Origin of the sequence: Actinokineospora pegani, assembly GCF_009745975.1 — a bacterium.
GTDB classification, from domain to species: domain Bacteria; phylum Actinomycetota; class Actinomycetes; order Mycobacteriales; family Pseudonocardiaceae; genus Actinokineospora; species Actinokineospora pegani.
Window position 1 is genome coordinate 42,299 of the sequence record NZ_WHOL01000122.1, and the last position, 14,481, is coordinate 56,779.

The 14,481-nt window shown below is 70.8% G+C and carries 18 protein-coding genes; 9 read left to right on the forward strand and 9 right to left on the reverse strand.

The window, feature by feature from the left end:
• The first annotated feature begins 13 nt into the window (after positions 1-13).
• Both pheA and GCL84_RS27315 read left to right on the forward strand, forming a co-directional pair.
• Positions 14-946 (forward strand): prephenate dehydratase, encoded by a 933-nt coding sequence (gene pheA / locus GCL84_RS27310; protein WP_156758442.1) that lies wholly within the window; start codon positions 14-16, stop codon positions 944-946.
• Positions 943-1,566, forward strand: coding sequence for a histidine phosphatase family protein (locus GCL84_RS27315; RefSeq protein ID WP_328618795.1), 624 nt, complete (start codon positions 943-945; stop codon positions 1,564-1,566). The genes pheA and GCL84_RS27315 overlap by 4 nt, the downstream gene beginning before the upstream one ends.
• Here the strand turns inward: GCL84_RS27315 and GCL84_RS30415 are convergent.
• Positions 1,563-2,825: a hypothetical protein gene (locus GCL84_RS30415; RefSeq protein ID WP_235926774.1), complete on the reverse strand. Its 1,263-nt coding sequence runs from the start codon at positions 2,823-2,825 to the stop codon at positions 1,563-1,565. The genes GCL84_RS27315 and GCL84_RS30415 overlap by 4 nt on opposite strands.
• 222 nt (positions 2,826-3,047) lie before the next feature.
• Here GCL84_RS30415 and GCL84_RS30420 point away from each other — a divergent pair, with 222 nt between their 5' ends.
• Positions 3,048-3,722 carry a DUF4232 domain-containing protein gene (locus tag GCL84_RS30420; protein ID WP_235926776.1) on the forward strand — a complete coding sequence of 225 codons (675 nt, stop codon included), beginning with the start codon at positions 3,048-3,050 and terminating at the stop codon, positions 3,720-3,722.
• Between the two features lie 31 nt (positions 3,723-3,753).
• Here GCL84_RS30420 and GCL84_RS27330 read toward each other — a convergent pair whose 3' ends face one another.
• Positions 3,754-4,398, reverse strand: coding sequence for a response regulator (locus GCL84_RS27330; protein WP_156758445.1), 645 nt, complete (start codon positions 4,396-4,398; stop codon positions 3,754-3,756).
• Positions 4,395-5,993, reverse strand: a complete 1,599-nt coding sequence (locus tag GCL84_RS27335; protein WP_156758446.1) for a sensor histidine kinase — start codon at positions 5,991-5,993, stop codon at positions 4,395-4,397. The genes GCL84_RS27330 and GCL84_RS27335 overlap by 4 nt, the downstream gene beginning before the upstream one ends.
• Before the next feature lie 90 nt (positions 5,994-6,083).
• Here GCL84_RS27335 and GCL84_RS27340 point away from each other — a divergent pair, with 90 nt between their 5' ends.
• On the forward strand, positions 6,084-6,422 hold the full coding sequence (locus tag GCL84_RS27340) for a nucleotide pyrophosphohydrolase (RefSeq protein ID WP_156758447.1): 339 nt from the start codon (positions 6,084-6,086) through the stop codon (positions 6,420-6,422).
• Between the two features lie 161 nt (positions 6,423-6,583).
• On the opposite strand, the gene shbA is transcribed toward GCL84_RS27340, so the two are convergent.
• From shbA to GCL84_RS27355, 3 genes are all read right to left on the reverse strand, one after another.
• A complete protein-coding gene (shbA, locus tag GCL84_RS27345; protein WP_156758448.1) occupies positions 6,584-7,267 on the reverse strand; it encodes an RNA polymerase sigma factor ShbA in 684 nt (227 codons plus the stop codon).
• A 140-nt stretch (positions 7,268-7,407) separates the two neighbouring features.
• On the reverse strand, positions 7,408-7,941 hold the full coding sequence (locus GCL84_RS27350; protein ID WP_156758449.1) for a glucosaminidase domain-containing protein: 534 nt from the start codon (positions 7,939-7,941) through the stop codon (positions 7,408-7,410).
• Positions 7,942-8,034: 93 nt separating this feature from the next.
• Entirely contained in the window at positions 8,035-8,997 is a 963-nt protein-coding gene (locus GCL84_RS27355) for an SDR family NAD(P)-dependent oxidoreductase (protein ID WP_156758450.1), read from the reverse strand.
• An 89-nt stretch (positions 8,998-9,086) separates the two neighbouring features.
• On the opposite strand from GCL84_RS27355, the gene GCL84_RS27360 reads away from it, so the two are divergent.
• Positions 9,087-10,265 carry an RtcB family protein gene (locus GCL84_RS27360; RefSeq protein WP_156758451.1) on the forward strand — a complete coding sequence of 393 codons (1,179 nt, stop codon included), beginning with the start codon at positions 9,087-9,089 and terminating at the stop codon, positions 10,263-10,265.
• Here the strand turns inward: GCL84_RS27360 and GCL84_RS27365 are convergent.
• Entirely contained in the window at positions 10,237-10,890 is a 654-nt protein-coding gene (locus GCL84_RS27365; RefSeq protein WP_197523539.1) for a helix-turn-helix domain-containing protein, read from the reverse strand. The two genes, GCL84_RS27360 and GCL84_RS27365, sit on opposite strands and share 29 nt — an antisense overlap.
• A 79-nt stretch (positions 10,891-10,969) precedes the next feature.
• Here GCL84_RS27365 and GCL84_RS27370 point away from each other — a divergent pair, with 79 nt between their 5' ends.
• From GCL84_RS27370 to GCL84_RS27385, 4 genes are all read left to right on the forward strand, one after another.
• Complete coding sequence (locus GCL84_RS27370) at positions 10,970-11,797, forward strand: helix-turn-helix domain-containing protein (protein ID WP_197523540.1); 828 nt, start codon at positions 10,970-10,972, stop codon at positions 11,795-11,797.
• A gap of 16 nt (positions 11,798-11,813) precedes the next feature.
• The gene (locus GCL84_RS27375; protein WP_235926777.1) at positions 11,814-11,966 is read left to right on the forward strand and encodes a DUF397 domain-containing protein; all 153 of its coding nucleotides are present in this window, start codon (positions 11,814-11,816) and stop codon (positions 11,964-11,966) included.
• Positions 11,967-12,133: 167 nt separating this feature from the next.
• A complete protein-coding gene (locus tag GCL84_RS27380; protein ID WP_156758455.1) occupies positions 12,134-12,715 on the forward strand; it encodes a DddA-like double-stranded DNA deaminase toxin in 582 nt (193 codons plus the stop codon).
• Positions 12,709-13,119 carry an Imm1 family immunity protein gene (locus GCL84_RS27385; RefSeq protein WP_156758456.1) on the forward strand — a complete coding sequence of 137 codons (411 nt, stop codon included), beginning with the start codon at positions 12,709-12,711 and terminating at the stop codon, positions 13,117-13,119. The genes GCL84_RS27380 and GCL84_RS27385 overlap by 7 nt, the downstream gene beginning before the upstream one ends.
• Positions 13,120-13,216: 97 nt before the next feature.
• Here the strand turns inward: GCL84_RS27385 and GCL84_RS27390 are convergent, their stop codons facing one another.
• Positions 13,217-13,567, reverse strand: coding sequence for a metallopeptidase family protein (locus tag GCL84_RS27390; RefSeq protein WP_156758457.1), 351 nt, complete (start codon positions 13,565-13,567; stop codon positions 13,217-13,219).
• Position 13,568: 1 nt separating this feature from the next.
• The gene (locus tag GCL84_RS27395; RefSeq protein WP_235926779.1) at positions 13,569-14,468 is read right to left on the reverse strand and encodes a septum formation family protein; all 900 of its coding nucleotides are present in this window, start codon (positions 14,466-14,468) and stop codon (positions 13,569-13,571) included.
• Between the last annotated feature and the right edge of the window lie 13 nt (positions 14,469-14,481).

Consider the following 14,481-nt stretch of genomic DNA (forward strand, 5'->3'; position numbering starts at 1 on the left):
GTAGGGTGGTCGGGTGCCCACCATCGCCTACTTCGGACCACGGGGGACGTTCACCGAACAGGCCGCGCTCGGTTTCACCGAACAGGCCGCGCTCGGTGGCGACGCGGACCTCGTCCCGCACGCCACGATCCCCGCCGCCGTCGGGGCGCTTCGCGCGGGGGAGGCCGATTTCGCCTGCGTGCCGGTGGAGAACTCCGTCGAGGGCGCGGTGTCGGCGACCATGGACACCCTCGCCGCGGGTGAGCCGGTCGTCGCCGTCGCCGAGCACGTGCTGCCCATCCGCTTCTCGGTCCTGGTCCGCCCCGGGACCACCGCGGCCGACGTGCGGTCGGTGGCCAGCCACCCGCACGCCCTCGCCCAGGTCCAGGGCTGGCTCGCGGCCACCCTGCCCGCCGCCGCCCAGGTCGTGGCCAACTCGACCGCCGCGGCCGCCGTCGGGGTCGCCGGGGGCGAGCACGACGCGGCCGTCACCGCCCCGGTGGCCCTCGGGCACTACCCGCTGGAGGCCCTGGCGACCGATGTCGCCGACGAGCCCGACGCGCGCACCCGGTTCCTGCTGCTGGCCCGCCCCGGCGCCCTGCCCGCGCCGACCGGGGCCGACCGCACCTCGGTCCTCGCCGTCGTCGCGCACCGGCCCGGCGAGCTGTCGGCGCTGCTCAGCGAGCTGGCGATGCGTGGGATCAACCTCTCCCGCATCGAGTCGCGCCCGCTGCGCAACCACTTCGGCGAGTACCGCTTCTACCTCGACTTCGACGGCCACGTGGCCGAGGAGCGGGTTGGCGACGCCCTCGCCGCCCTGCACCGGCGCAGCCAACTGGTCCGCTTCCTCGGCTCCTACCCCAAGGCGGACGGCAGCGGGTCGGCCGCGCCCGAGGCCAACCGCGACGCCGACTACCACGAGTCCGCGCGGTGGCTCGCGGGCCTGCGCGAGGGGGAGCACGCGTGACCCTGCGCCTGATGCTGGTCCGCCACGGCGAGACCCCGTCCAACGTCGCCCACCTGCTCGACTCCCGCCCACCCGGCCCCAGCCTCACCGAGCAGGGCCGCCGCCAGGCCGAGGCCCTCGGTGAGCGCCTGGCCGACCACGACGTCATCGCCGTCTACGCCAGCACGGCCATCCGCGCCCAGGAGACCGCCCAGCCCGTCGCCGACGTCCACGGCCTCGCCGTCGAGGTCATGGACGGCCTCTTCGAGCTCCAGTGCGGCGACCTGGAGATGCGCGGCGACGAGGAGTCCCTGCGCGCCTTCGGCGAGGTCTACCTGCGCTGGGTCCACGGCGACCTCGACGCCGCCATCCCCGGCGGCGAGACGGGCACCCACATCCGCTCCCGCTACCTGGCCGCCCTCGACCGCGTCCTGGAACACCACCGGCCCGACGCCGAGGGCACCATCGTCGTGGTCAGCCACGGCGGCGTCATCCGCCTGGCCGCCGAGTGGCTGGCCGACAACGTCACCCCGCAGATGGCGGGCGTCCAACTCCTGGCCAACACCGGCCACGTCCTGCTCCGCGCCACCGGCCCCACCTCGTGGCACTGCGAGGAGTGGACCGGCGTCGAGGTCCCCTAAGCGCAGGTGACGTCCAGGTCCAGGCGTCCGGCAGGCGCGCCCCCGGACTGGAGCCGGGCGCCCATGGTCAGGCGGGGCGCGGCGAAGGCGTAGTCGCCGGGCAGCAGGTCGGCGTCGAAGTCGAGGCCCGCGTCGGCGAGGGTCACCGAGGAGCGTTCGCCGAGGCGGACGGTGACCTTGGCGCCGTCGGCTGAGGTGACCTCGACGTCGGCTCCGCCGGGGCGCGGGGTGCAGCGGCCGGTGACGGGGGAGACCAGCTCGCCCAGGCCGGTGACGCTCATGGTGACGGCGCCCCGGGCCGCCCCGTCGAGCCGGGCCAGGTCGAGGGAGCGCGGCTCGGTGGCGCTGGTGGCCGGCTGCGGCGGGGTGTCGACCACGGGGCTGCCCGCCGCCCGGACAGCGCCCGGGCGGGGGATCGTGCCGCCGGGGAACACCCGCCGGATGGCCATGGTCGCGGAGTCCTGCACGTGCGCGTAGCTCGACGACCCAGCGGGCTGGTGGGCCAGGATCACGACGATGAAGCGGCGGTCCTGCCCGACGACGCCGGACGAGTTGAGCACGCGCAGGTCCGCCTGGCAGCACATCCAGCCCTGCTTGACGCCCATCACCGGCTCGTTCGGGAGGCCGTCGGGGACGCCATGGCGCTGGTAGAAGCCGTCGGCGCCGTGCGAGGTGAAGGCCTGCAGGTTGCCGACCAGCTTGTCCTGGAGCCACTGCGGCAGGCCGCCCTCGCCCGCGAGCATCCGCGCGTAGTAGTTCGAGATGTCGGACGAGGTGATCCGGGTCAGGCCCCACCAGCGCGCGTTGACCGGGGGCTGGACCTCGGTGAGCCGGTAGCGGGCCTTGACCCGGTTGACCATCTCCGGGCCGCCGTGCGCGGACCAGAACCGGCTCGCCGCCTTGTCGTCGGAGGAGCGCAGCATGGCGTCGGCCTGCTGCCAGTCGAAGTCGCTGAGCTGGACCTCCCCGCGCGCGTGCCGGTGGTAGAGGTCGTCGGCGATGAACAGCTTCACCAGCGACGCCGACCCGTAGTGCTTGTGCGGCAGCTCGCCGTTGTCGGCGTGGACGTCCTTGACCCGGTCGTAGAACGAGATGGCGACGATCGTCCCGCGCGCGGCCGCCTCGCGGTCGGCCGCGCGCACCAGGGCGGCGATGTCGTCCTGGCGGGCGTCGGCGTCCGCCACCACACCCAGCCCCGTGGCGAACGCGAGGGTGAGGCCGAGCACGACCTTGGTTTTGTGCCAGGTTTTGAGACGCACAATGACGCTCCGGGAAGGCGAGGGACCTGCGCGAACCTGCCGGAGCGTGACACGGCCCGCTGCCCACGGCGACTGGGAACACAGTGCTCAGCGGGGCGCGCGAGGTTGGGTATTAGCCAAACGTGGGTACCTCTGGTGAAGAGACAACCTTTCGGGGGGTCCGCACGTCCACTGAGTGGACCATCCAGGAAGACCGGGGTACGTCTGGAGGCGAGATCTACTGTGCACGCTCACACCATCGGGCGAAAGACGCTGATCGCGACCGGTGTTCTGGTCGCCGCGGTCACCGCGGGGTGCGGAACCGGTGCCACCGACGCGGGCTCGTCACCCGGCACGACCACCCCGTCGGCGAGTTCGGCCGGTCAGCCGGTGACCACCTCGACCACCGCCCCGCCTGCGACCTCCGCCGAAGTCCCACAACCCACCCGCGCTCCCGCTGACGCCGAGGCGGCCGACGGCGCGTCGTCCTCATCGGACTGCAAAGCCGCCGACCTGACGCTGTCCATCAAGGACGGCGACGCGGCGGCGGGCACCGTGTACCGCAAGCTCGTGTTCACCAACTCGGGCGACCGCACGTGCACGATCCAGGGCTTCCCCGGGGTGTCGTACGTGGCGGGCGACGACGGCCACCAGGTCGGGCCGGCCGCCTACCGGGTCGGCGAGAAGGGCGCGCCGGTCACGTTGAACCCGGGCGGCGACGCGGCCGCCGACATCGGCTTCACCAACGTGCAGAACTTCGACCCGAGCGCCTGCCAGCCGACCGAGACCCGGGGTCTGCGCATCTACCCGCCGCACGACACGGCGGCGATGTTCGTCCCGCTGTCCGGCACCGGCTGCTCGGTCCCCGACCTGCCCGGCCAGAACAACCAGCTCACCGTCAAGACCGTCGTCGGGTAACCAGGATTCCTCAGTAGACGGGCCGACCGCATCAGGGGTCGAGCAGGCCGCCCCGCCAAGCCCACGCGGCCAGCTCGACCCGGTTGCGCACGCCGAGCTTCCCCTGCGCCGACTGCAAATGCGTCTTGACGGTAGAGACAGACAGGTACAGCTCGGCGCCCACCTCGGCGTTGGTCAACCCCCGCGCCACCGCCCGCACGACGTCGGTCTCACGCCCGGTGAGCGGGTTGTCGACGGCCGCCTCCCCGGCCGCCGCGGCGAAGTGCCGCAGCAGCCGCACCGTCACCCGCGGCGAGACCAGCGCGTCCCCCCGAGCCGCCGCCCGCACCGCCTCGATCAGCAGCTCCGGCCCGGCGTCCTTGAGCAGGAACCCGCTGGCCCCGCCGGTCAGCGCCGCGTGCACGTACTCGTCGAGGTCGAACGTGGTCACCACGACCACCTTGAGCGGGTCGGCGACCCCCGGCCCGGCCAACCGCCTGGTCACCTCGAGCCCGTCCGGGCCGGGCATCCGGATGTCGACCAGGCACACGTCCGGGCGCAGCTCCCGCGCCGCGGCCAGCGCCGCCGTGCCGTCGGCGGTCTCGGCGACCACCTCGATGTCGTCCTGGGTCCCCAGGATCATCGCGAACCCGGTGCGCACCATCGCCTGGTCGTCGGCGATCAGGACGCGGATCACGGGGTGCCTCCCAGCGGCAGCCGCACGTCGACCACCCAGCCGCCGCCCTCGGCCGGGCCCGCGGTCAGGCCGCCGCCGAGCAGGGTGACCCGCTCGCGCATGCCGACCAGACCGTAGCCGGTGCCGCGCGCGGCCTGCCGCGCCTCACCGTCGTCGGCCACCTCCACCCGCAGCTCGTCGCCGCTGTGTCCGATGCGGACGGCCACCTCGGTCACCGCCCGCGCGTGCCGGGCCACGTTGGTCAACGACTCCTGCACCACCCGCAGCACACTGCGCCCGATCTCCTGCGGCAGCGCGGGCGGCAGGTCGACCGCCACCCGCACCGGGGCCGCGGTGAAGCCGTTCGCCAGGGCCAGCAGGTCCGACTCGAGATCACCGGTGGCCGACTCCGGCATGTGGTCCGGCGCCCGCATCGTGCTGACCAGCCGCCGCATCGCCGTGAGCGCCTCCACCCCGGCCTTCTCGATCCCACCCAACGAGCCCATCGCCGCCGACGGCTTGAGCTGCGCCGCCTGCGCCTGCACCACGATCCCGGTCACGTGATGGGCGACGACGTCGTGCAACTCCCGCGCCAGCGCCATCCGCTCGTCGAACACCGCCGCGCGCACCTCCTGCGACCGCTCGGTATCGCGTGTTCGCAGGTACAAGGCGCCCCCGATCGCCACCACCGCCAGTCCACCGGCGATGAACAGGTGTTCCAGCGTCGAACGGGAGCTCACCCCGTCCCGCAGGACCAACAGGGTGAACAGGTCGGCCAGACCCAGCGCCCCCACGACCTTCGCCGCCGTGCGCAGGTCCTTGTCCCGGCACACCGCCACGACGATCACCAGGTGGGCCACCACCACGCTCAGCGGCGTGACCCGCTCCGGTGCGGTGCCGAACACCGCCACCAGCACGCCCGTGGCCGCGGCGACACCTGCGGCTTGGTACCCCCACCGCGAACCGCCGAGGGCCAAGCCGCTGGTCACCACCAGCGCCACTCCCACGATGGCCGCGACCACCGTCGAACCCCGCGCTCCCCAAGCCGAGCTGTTCGCCAGCCGGGCGGCGTCGAGTGTCAGCAGAACGGCCAGGACCAACCCCACCGGCCAATGGCCCAGCCCGCCTCGGCGGGCCAGCACCCCGCCCAGCACGCCCGCGCCGACTACCACCACCGAAGTGAACGCGCCCTCGTAGAACATCATGGTCGGGAAACCCCAACCGGACATCGCCCGTGCGATCACGAGCCCGGCCGCCAGCAGCACCGTCAGCACGGCTCCCGGGATCGCCGCCCGTGTGCGGGTGTAGATGACGACCCCGATCATCGCCGCGACGCCGAACTCCTCGCTGGTGAGCAGGAATGGAACGCCACCCCACGTCTCCGGCCGCTGGTCGGTCAGGATGAACACCAGCGACAGCGCAGCCCACCCGGCCAGACCCCCGGCCAACCCCAGCACGGGCCTGCGCAGCGCCACCAGCACCCCAGCGGCCAGCGGCAGCGTCGACGCCGTCATCGGCAGGTCCATGACGGGAAGCCCCACCCGGACGACGTCGACAATCCAAGCGGCGACGAACAGGCCGATCAGCCACCGTCCCGCGTGTTCCCCGATTCTCATGCGTCCCACCGTAGGAACCACCCCCACCCTGCGGATCGTCTCGCAGGCTGCCACCGCATCGGCCGATCGGCCAGTCCCTAGGGTGGCGCGGTGACCCTCGAAGACCTCTCCGCCCGCCAGCGCGCCTTCTCCGAAGCCCGCGACTGGTTCCGCTGGCACACCCCGAAGAACCTCGTCATGGCCCTCACCGGCGAGGTGGGCGAGCTGACCGAGCTGTTCCAGTGGCTCACCCCCGAGGAGGCCGCCGCGATCATGGACGACCCCGACCAGCACCCCAAGGTGCTCGACGAGATGGCCGACGTCCTGCTCTACCTCGTCCGGCTGGCCGACGTGCTGGGCGTGGACCTCATCGCCGCCGCCAACGCCAAGATCGACCGCAACGAGACCCGCTTCCCGCCGGGCGTCGGCCGCGCGGCGCTCGAGCGCTAGGCCGTGTTTCGGAAGTCCGTTCGGTGAGAGTCGTGATTGGGGTGGTTCCTGGCGGTGCGGGGTGGAGGTGCCGGTACCGGTGTTGTGCCGGTGCCTTCGCCCCGTGCCGTCAGGGGCCGCTCCGGCGCGGCTATCGCGAACAGCGTCTTTCGAAACACGGCCTAGCCCCGGACCATCGCCCGGGGTCCCTGGACGCGGCCGGCGGCGCCCGCGGTCTTGCGGAGCCGGTTCAGCGCCCGGTGCTGGGCCACCCGGATCGCCTCCGCTGTCGTGCCCACCGCGTCCGCCGTCTCCTGGGCCGACATGCCCATGACGACTCGCATCACGAGGATCTGGCGCTGGCGCGGGGTCAGCACGCCGAGCAGGCCGCCGGTGCGGGTCTCGAGCTCGTGGCGCAGGACGACCTCCTCCGGCAGGGCGTCGTCGCTGGGCAGGTCGGGCGACTCGGCGGTGGGGTCGGACTTGTCGCGGGTGTTGGTGCGGTGCACGTCGGCGATCTTGTGCGCGGCGATGCCGTAGACGAAGGACAGGAACGGGCGGCCGAGCTGCTGGTAGGTGGGCAGGGCGCGGTAGACGGCCAGGCAGACCTCCTGGACGACGTCCTCGGCGGTGGTGATGGAGCGCGACAGGCGGCCCAGCCTGCCCCGGCAGTAGCGCAGGACCACCGGGCGCAGGAAGCGCAGGAGGGCCTCGACCGCGCCGCTCTCCGCGCGGATGGCCGCGGCGACGGCGGCGTCGAGGTTGTCGGCGGTGACGGTGGCTGCTCGGCGCGGGGGGACCGGGGCGATGGCCAGCGACGCCTCGAGTGCGGCGATCTCCGCGTCCAACTCGACTGTGGCGAGCATGTGTTCCTCCTGCGCCGTGGTGACTACACCAGGTAGAGAGCGCGGGAAGCGTCGCCAAATACAGGACCCTTGGCCCTATTTTTCCGCCTGCGTCGTGGTGTCCTCCGCGATCCCGCAACGGAAAGCGCGCGGGTGGTCACTCACGGCTTCGGCTGGTCGAACGCGTACATGTCGTGCTCGCGCATCAGCTTGATGACCTTCTCGGCGTAGCCGGGATCGGTGGCGTACTTCTTGGCCACCTCGGTGATGAACGCGTCGGGGTCTTCCGCCAGCGGCAGCGCCCCCTCGTAGTACTTGCTCGTGGTGATCAGCCGCCCGTAGTCGCGGAACGACGCCTCCTTGGTCTCGTAGACCCGGAAGGACCCGACCGCGGGGTGGCAGTCCGGGGTGCACTCGGTCGTCGGGTGGTCGCGGCAGCCGATGGCGATCGGGCCGTGCCCGGCCGCGTTGCACTTGAACCCGAAGTAGTTGTGGTCGACCTTCGCCATCTCGCTCTTGCCCCACCCCGACTCCAGGGCCGACTGCGCCGCGGCGACCGAGGCCGGGATCCGGAACTCCTCGGCCACCGCCCTGGCCGCGGGCTCGATGGCGGCCAGGTACTCGGGGTCCGCCGACGCGGTGGTGGGCAGGAAGGCGGCCAGGGCGGCTGCTGCTATCAAGGGACGGACGACCATGGGGTGCTCCTGACGCTCGACTGTCTTGAGCGTCCGAGCAGGTCAGGCGACCCGCAACAGCATGTCACCCGGTGGTGTGCGCCCCGATCGGGTTCACAGCACGAGGCCGGTCTCCTCGGCGCACAGGTCCCACAGCGCCCGGCGGCCGGCGATTTCGTCGTGCTGCCAGGGCAGGTAGTGCGTCGGGCGGCGCTTGCGGTCGTGCCAGAAGGCGCCCGTGTGGTGCTTGGGCTGGGCAGCGGCCGCAAGCCACACGATCGTGTCAGCGCCTTCCCCCGCCGTGCGCAACAACGGGCCCATCACCTTGTTGAACCCGGGCAGCGACTGCGTCACCCCGGGGGTGCCGGCCCAGCCGGGGTGGGTGCTGTGCACGGTCACGCCGTCGGGCCGCAGCCGCTCTGCGAGCTGTTCGGCCAGCACGACCTGCATCCGCTTGGTGCGCGCGTAGGCGGTGGTGCCGTTGTACTTGCCGTCGCGGTACTGCGGGTCCTCCGGGTGCAGCTTCGCCGCGTACATCCCGCCGGAGGTCACGAACACGACGCGCCCGTGCGCCTTGGCCAGCGCGGGCCGCAGCAGACCGGTGAGCAGGTACGGGCCGAGCACGTGGGTGGCCAGCGCGACCTCGTTGCCCTCGTCGGTCTCGGTGCGCTCGGGCGGCATCGTGCCCGCGTTGTGCACGAGGACGTCGAGGCTGCCGTGCTGGCCCAGGAACCGGTCGGCGAACGCGCGCACCGACTCCAGGTTCGACACGTCGCACTCCTGCAGCTCGAGGTGCGCGGTGGGCACCTCGTCGGCGATCTCGTTCCTGGCCTCCTCGCCCTTCTCGGCATCGCGGACCAGCATGTGCACTGTCGCGCCCAGTCGGGCCAGGCCCGCCACGGTCGCCTTGCCCAGCCCGGAGTTCGCCCCCGACACCAGCGCCGTGCAGCCCTCCAGCGACCCGGGGGCCGGGTCGGCCGCCCAGAACCGGCTGCGCACCCGGTACCCGATCTTGGAGTAGCCGGGGACGATGGCGCGGTCGAGAGCCGCATCGAGGAGATCGGTGGCCTTGCCCATGCCCGTTGACGCTAATGCCGGCCACAACAACGCGCTTGACGAGAAATATGTTCGTACCCAGGGGAACGCGTGTCTCTATCCTTCGCCGCATGGCAGCGACCACCATCACCGGCAGCACCGTCGACATCCGCCTCTGGGCCGACCCGGCGACCGTCGAGGACCAGGCGATGCGGCAGCTGCACAACATCGCCGCCCTGCCCTGGGCGTTCAAGCACGTGGCCGTCATGCCCGATGTGCACTACGGCAAGGGCGCGACCGTCGGCTCCGTCATCGCCATGCGCGACGCGGTGTCCCCGGCCGCCGTCGGCGTCGACATCGGCTGCGGCATGTCCGCCGTGCGCACCTCGCTCACGGCGGCCGACCTCCCGGCGGACCTCTCGCGCCTGCGCTCGCGCATCGAGGCGAAGGTGCCGGTCGGCTTCGGCATGCACAAGTCCGAGGCGTTCAACGACCGCGACGGCGCGGACTGGGCGCAGTTCTGGAAGGGCTTCGACGACCTGACCCCCGTGGTGGGCAAGGAAAGCGGCCGCGCCCTCAACCAGATGGGCACCCTCGGCGGCGGCAACCACTTCATCGAGGTCTGCCTGGACGAGGACTCCCGCGTGTGGCTGATGCTGCACTCGGGCTCGCGCGGCATCGGGAACCTGCTGGCCCAGCACCACATCGAGGTCGCCAGGGGCCTGGCGCACAACGCCGCCCTGCCCGACCCCGACCTGGCCGTGTTCCTGGCGCACACCCCGCAGATGGCCGCCTACCGGCACGACCTCTACTGGGCCCAGGACTACGCCCGCCGCAACCGCGCGGTGATGATGCGCCTGGTGTGCGACGTCGTGCGCGCGCAGTTCACGGGCGTCCGCTTCGAGGAGCCGATCTCGGTGCACCACAACTACGTCGCCGAGGAGACCCACTTCGGCGAGGACGTGCTGGTCACCCGCAAGGGCGCCATCCGCGCGGCCCGCGGCGACCTGGGGATTATCCCGGGATCGATGGGCACCGGCTCGTACATCGTTCGGGGGTTGGGCAACCCGGACTCCTTCGAGTCGGCCTCGCACGGCGCGGGCCGCAGGATGTCGCGGAACAAGGCGCGCAAGCAGTTCAGCCCGCAGGACCTCGCCGAGCAGACCACGGGCGTGGAGTGCCGCAAGGACTCCGGCGTCGTCGACGAGATCCCGGCCGCCTACAAGGACATCGATGCGGTCATCGCCGCCCAGAGCGACCTGGTGGAGGTCGTGGCCCGCCTCAAGCAGGTCGTGTGCGTGAAGGGCTGAGCGCGTCGTCGAACGCCCGCAGGTAGGGCTGGGCGTTGTCCTTCTCCAAGACCAACGTCGTGTAGTCCAGTTCGAGGACCGCCACCGGCGCGGAGTGCGGGAACCGCAACACCTGCACCCCGTGCCGGAACGGCGGCGCCGCGATGACGTGCACGTGGTCGGGCACCGCGAACCGCTCCACGGTGTCCTGGTCAGCCACCCCCTCGGGCACGTAGTGCGTCCACGTCGCCGATCCACCGGGCCACCGAGGCCGCGTGGTGGCGGGTGAGAAGGTCCGGATCTCGCTCGCCAGCGCCCACAGCGCCTCGATCACGCCATCCGGGTCCCGGGCCTCCCCGACCCGGTGAATGGTCCACTCGGTCAGCGCGCACTCCCGGGCCAACCGGTACAGGTGCGGCCGCCGCTTCGCGGCGATCGCGGTCAACGCGCACAACCCCCCGATCTCCATCGGCTCCGGAGCCCGCCGCCCGTTCATGATCCGGTTCACCATCGCCGGTGACATCCCCATGACCTGCGCCAACTCGCGCGTGGTCAACCCCTTGCGCCGCCGAGCGGCCTCCAACTCCGCCGCGAGCAACATCGCCCGCGCCGACACAGCCCTGATGTCCGTCTCGCCATCTGTCACGCCACTTATTACGACGTAATGAGTCACGCATGTCAAGGCGAAGATGACGGGGGAGTGTCGATGCTGCACAATCCTCGCCATGTCGACTGCCGAACTCGATCCACTCGTCGCCCGCGTCCTGTTCGGGAGCATCCTGGGAGCCGCCCGGACCACGGCCGTGCTCAGCCAGGCCGCGGTGGCCGAGCGCACCGGTATCGCCGCCGAGCGGGTCGCCAACCTGGAACAGGGCCGGTCCGCGCCCACCCCCGACGAGACCGAGTCCTTTGTGGCCCTGTACGACCTGCCCAAGGACCGAGCCACCGAACTCCGCGACTACGGCGCCATCGCGGCAGACCGAGCGCCGGTGACCGGTTCCGCCGGACGGCGGCGGAACTACGCGGTCTACGAGCGCGCGGCCTCCGAGATCCAGATGGTCTACCCCTGTGTGCCGGGCCTGTTGCAGACCCACGCGTACGCCTTCGCCCAGATCCGCCGCTCGCCCGTGGTCTCACCCGCCACCGCCGATGAGCGAGCCCAAGCCCGAGCGGATCGAGGTGCCGCCGTCATGGCCCGAACTGATTGCCGCCTGTCCGTGGTCATCGGGGAGGAGGCGCTGCACCGCGAAATCGGTGGCCGTGACGCCCTGCGCGAGCAGCTCAAGCGGGTGCTGGACTTCGTCGCCCTCGACCACGTGAATGTCCAGGTCTTCCCGTGGTCGGCAGGCGAGACCTCTGGGTTGTCGTCCTCGTTCACGATCTTGTCGATCGCCCAGGGCCTCTTGCGCCTCGCGTACACTGAGGCGCTGACAGGGACCTCCTACTCGAAGCGGCTCGGGGCATTTGTCGAAGCCTTCGAGGATGCCCGGGAACGGTCCCTGTCACCAGAAGATTCCCGGCGATTGTTGGAGCGACGCATCAATGACCTCTAAGGCCACCACCGGGCCAGTGCGCAAGTCATCCTTCTCCGGTGGCCACGAGAACTGCGTCGGCCTGGCCCCCACCCCCACCGGCTGGGCGGTCCTCGACCTCAAGAACCCCACCGGCGGCACCCTCCACTTCCCCCGAACGGCCATCACCCACCTGACCCGCCGCGCCTAGGCCTAACCGTGGCCTCGGTAGGGGACTTGGTTGCTGCGGTACGCGGGGTCATCAACCAGATTCGCGATGCGCAACCAACGCTTGTCGAGGCAGGTAATCGGTCTCATCAAGCCGCTCGGTCGGCTGAAGACGCGACGAGGGGCACAAGGGCGGTCGAGCCGCGAGCGGTGGCAGCGGCCTACCGGGAGATGTCGGCGCGGATTGACCAGGCTGGGCGGATGATCGCCGGTGCCGCTGATCTGCTTGCCGGGTACCTCGCGTCGGTGGAGTCAGGAGTGCCTGCCGTCGCGGGTGCGGTACGAGTTGATCCGGTGGGCACGCTACCCACGTCTCCCGGCGACGGCGACGAGGACCCACGGGTCGAAGCTGCCCGCAACAGGCTTCCACGACCGGTAACCCGTGGACGGGGCCAGAAGACCCGCGGCGAGTGGTTCACGCCAGAAGGTGATTCCGCCACCATCGCCAGCGGCACCGATGCCCGATCGGTGCGCGTCGACGCCGTGCTTCGTGAAAAGAATTGTCCGCTTTATCCCTTGACGGTTGTCGCCGATGCAGAACTGAAGCTCGCGGTCCATATGCGCGACAACGAGATCAAGCGAGCGACATTGGTGCTGAATAATTTTCCGTGTCCCGGTCCATATGGATGCGACGAATTGATTTCTGTTGTCCTCCCGCCGGGTTACGTTCTAACCGTGTACGGACCCGATGGGTTTAAGAAGCGCTATTTGGGAGGTGCGAAACCGTGGTAGTCGCGCGAGCGTGGTACGACCTCGGCCAGCAGGAGCCGATCCTGCTCGAGTCCGCGCAGCAGCTCGACGCGCTGCTCGACCGGATGGAGGTCGAGGCCGTCGAGGCAGGTGTTCCGGTCGCCGCGACTATCGAATGGGTTGATGGAGCAGACAGGCGCGTCACTCAGTTCGGACTCAACCCGAAAGAAAAGAGAGGCTTCGTCGGCCACGTTGAAGACCGAAAGAGCGTGATCAGTACCAATGGTTCCTCGGACTCCGAGCCGATCTTCTATGACTACACAGGCAACGAGCGTCCGATAGCGGCCAATGCCGAGATCGACCTCTCCACTGTGCGCGCTGCCGTGCACCACTTCGTGGCTGAGCGCGGAAGCCGGAACGAGTCCATCACCTGGCTCGATCTCTGAACCGCTGACCCCTCGTGATCGAGGGGAAGCAGCCGACCTGCGTGGCCTGGCAGGAATGGGAGGAGCCCGCCACGCCGGGGTCTGAATACCCCAGCGGCTAGCCCCAGCCCAGTTCGTGCAGCTTCTCGTCGTCGATGCCGAAGTGATGGGCGATCTCGTGGACGACCGTGATCGCCACCTCCTCCACCACGTCATCCTCTGTCTCGCAGATATCAAGAATTGCCGAACGGTAAATGAAGATCCGGTCGGGCAGGAAGCCGCCGTAGTCCGACATGCGCTCGGTGAGGGCTATCCCGTGGTAGAGGCCCAGCAGGCTGGGGTCGTGCTCGTCTCGGTCCTCGACCAGGACCACGACGTTGTCCATGGCGGTGGCGAAGGTGCTGGGGATGAGGTCCAGGGCGTCGGCGACGAGTTCTTCGAAGCGCTGCCTGGTCATCTCGATCGGCACGTCAGCCGCCGGGGGTGGAGGCGGGGGGCTGGGTCGGGGTGGTGGTGGCGGGGGTGGCTCGGACGCTGTTGGTGATGGGGGCTAGGCCGCCGCCGCCGGGGAGTTTGGCGCCGACCTTGCAGTCGACCTGGCGGCTGCCCGCGGCCCAGCTCTCCTCCTTGAGGGTGTCGGAGTAGAGGGTGAGCTTCTTGGCCGCCAGGTCGGTCCCGCCGGTGTAGGTGGTGGCGACCGCGGTGCACAGCTCGAGGGCCTTCTCGGTCTGCTGGTCGACGTTGGGGTACTCGGCGGGGAACGCCTCGGCCAGGTCGACGTTGCCGACGATCTCGAAGGCGTGCGGCTGCGTGCAGTCGATCGGGTCGCCGATCTTCTGGCCGTCCAGGGCGAGGCAGGTGCCGGGCTCGTGGATGTTCGATTGGTCCTGTTTGGCCGCTGGGCCCGTCGTCGGCTGCAGCGCGCCCGAGGCGGCCACTGATTGCAGGCCGCACCGCAGCTTTCGGTCACCGTCCGCCCACTGCGCGTCATTGGGCTTGAGCGCGTTGACGCTGTAGCGGCCGAACGGGTCCAGGGTCCCGCCCAGGTAGGTCGTGGCGCCGGGTGTGCACTTGGCCACCGCGATCTCCTGCCACGCGGTCACGTCCGGGGGCGGGGCGTTCTCCGGGTAGTCGGCGGAGATGTCGACCGTGCTGGTGACCTCGAACAGGTGCTCTTCGACGCAGTCCACGACCCGGATGTCCTGGCCGTCCGGGGGAGTCCAGTCCAGGCAGCTCCCGGTCGGGGCCTCGAACGCGGCCTCGCGCTGCTCCTCGGGGGTGGGGGCCATCCCGCCACCGGTCGCGACCGGCCAGGAGAACAGCATGCTGGAGATCAAGAGCAGCATGGAACCGGCGAGGGCGCCTGCCATGAGCAGTCGTGTT

Excerpts from the sequence above, each read along its gene's own strand:
- GCL84_RS27335 (WP_156758446.1), bottom strand. The coding sequence starts at position 5,993 with ATGAGAATCGGGGAACACGCGGGACGGTGGCTGATCGGCCTGTTCGTC.
- shbA (WP_156758448.1), bottom strand. The coding sequence starts at position 7,267 with ATGCTCGCCACAGTCGAGTTGGACGCGGAGATCGCCGCACTCGAGGCG.
- GCL84_RS27350 (WP_156758449.1), bottom strand. The coding sequence starts at position 7,941 with ATGGTCGTCCGTCCCTTGATAGCAGCAGCCGCCCTGGCCGCCTTCCTG.
- GCL84_RS27355 (WP_156758450.1), bottom strand. The coding sequence starts at position 8,997 with ATGGGCAAGGCCACCGATCTCCTCGATGCGGCTCTCGACCGCGCCATC.
- GCL84_RS27360 (WP_156758451.1), top strand. The coding sequence starts at position 9,087 with ATGGCAGCGACCACCATCACCGGCAGCACCGTCGACATCCGCCTCTGG.
- GCL84_RS27370 (WP_197523540.1), top strand. The coding sequence starts at position 10,970 with ATGTCGACTGCCGAACTCGATCCACTCGTCGCCCGCGTCCTGTTCGGG.
- GCL84_RS27395 (WP_235926779.1), bottom strand. The coding sequence starts at position 14,468 with ATGGCAGGCGCCCTCGCCGGTTCCATGCTGCTCTTGATCTCCAGCATG.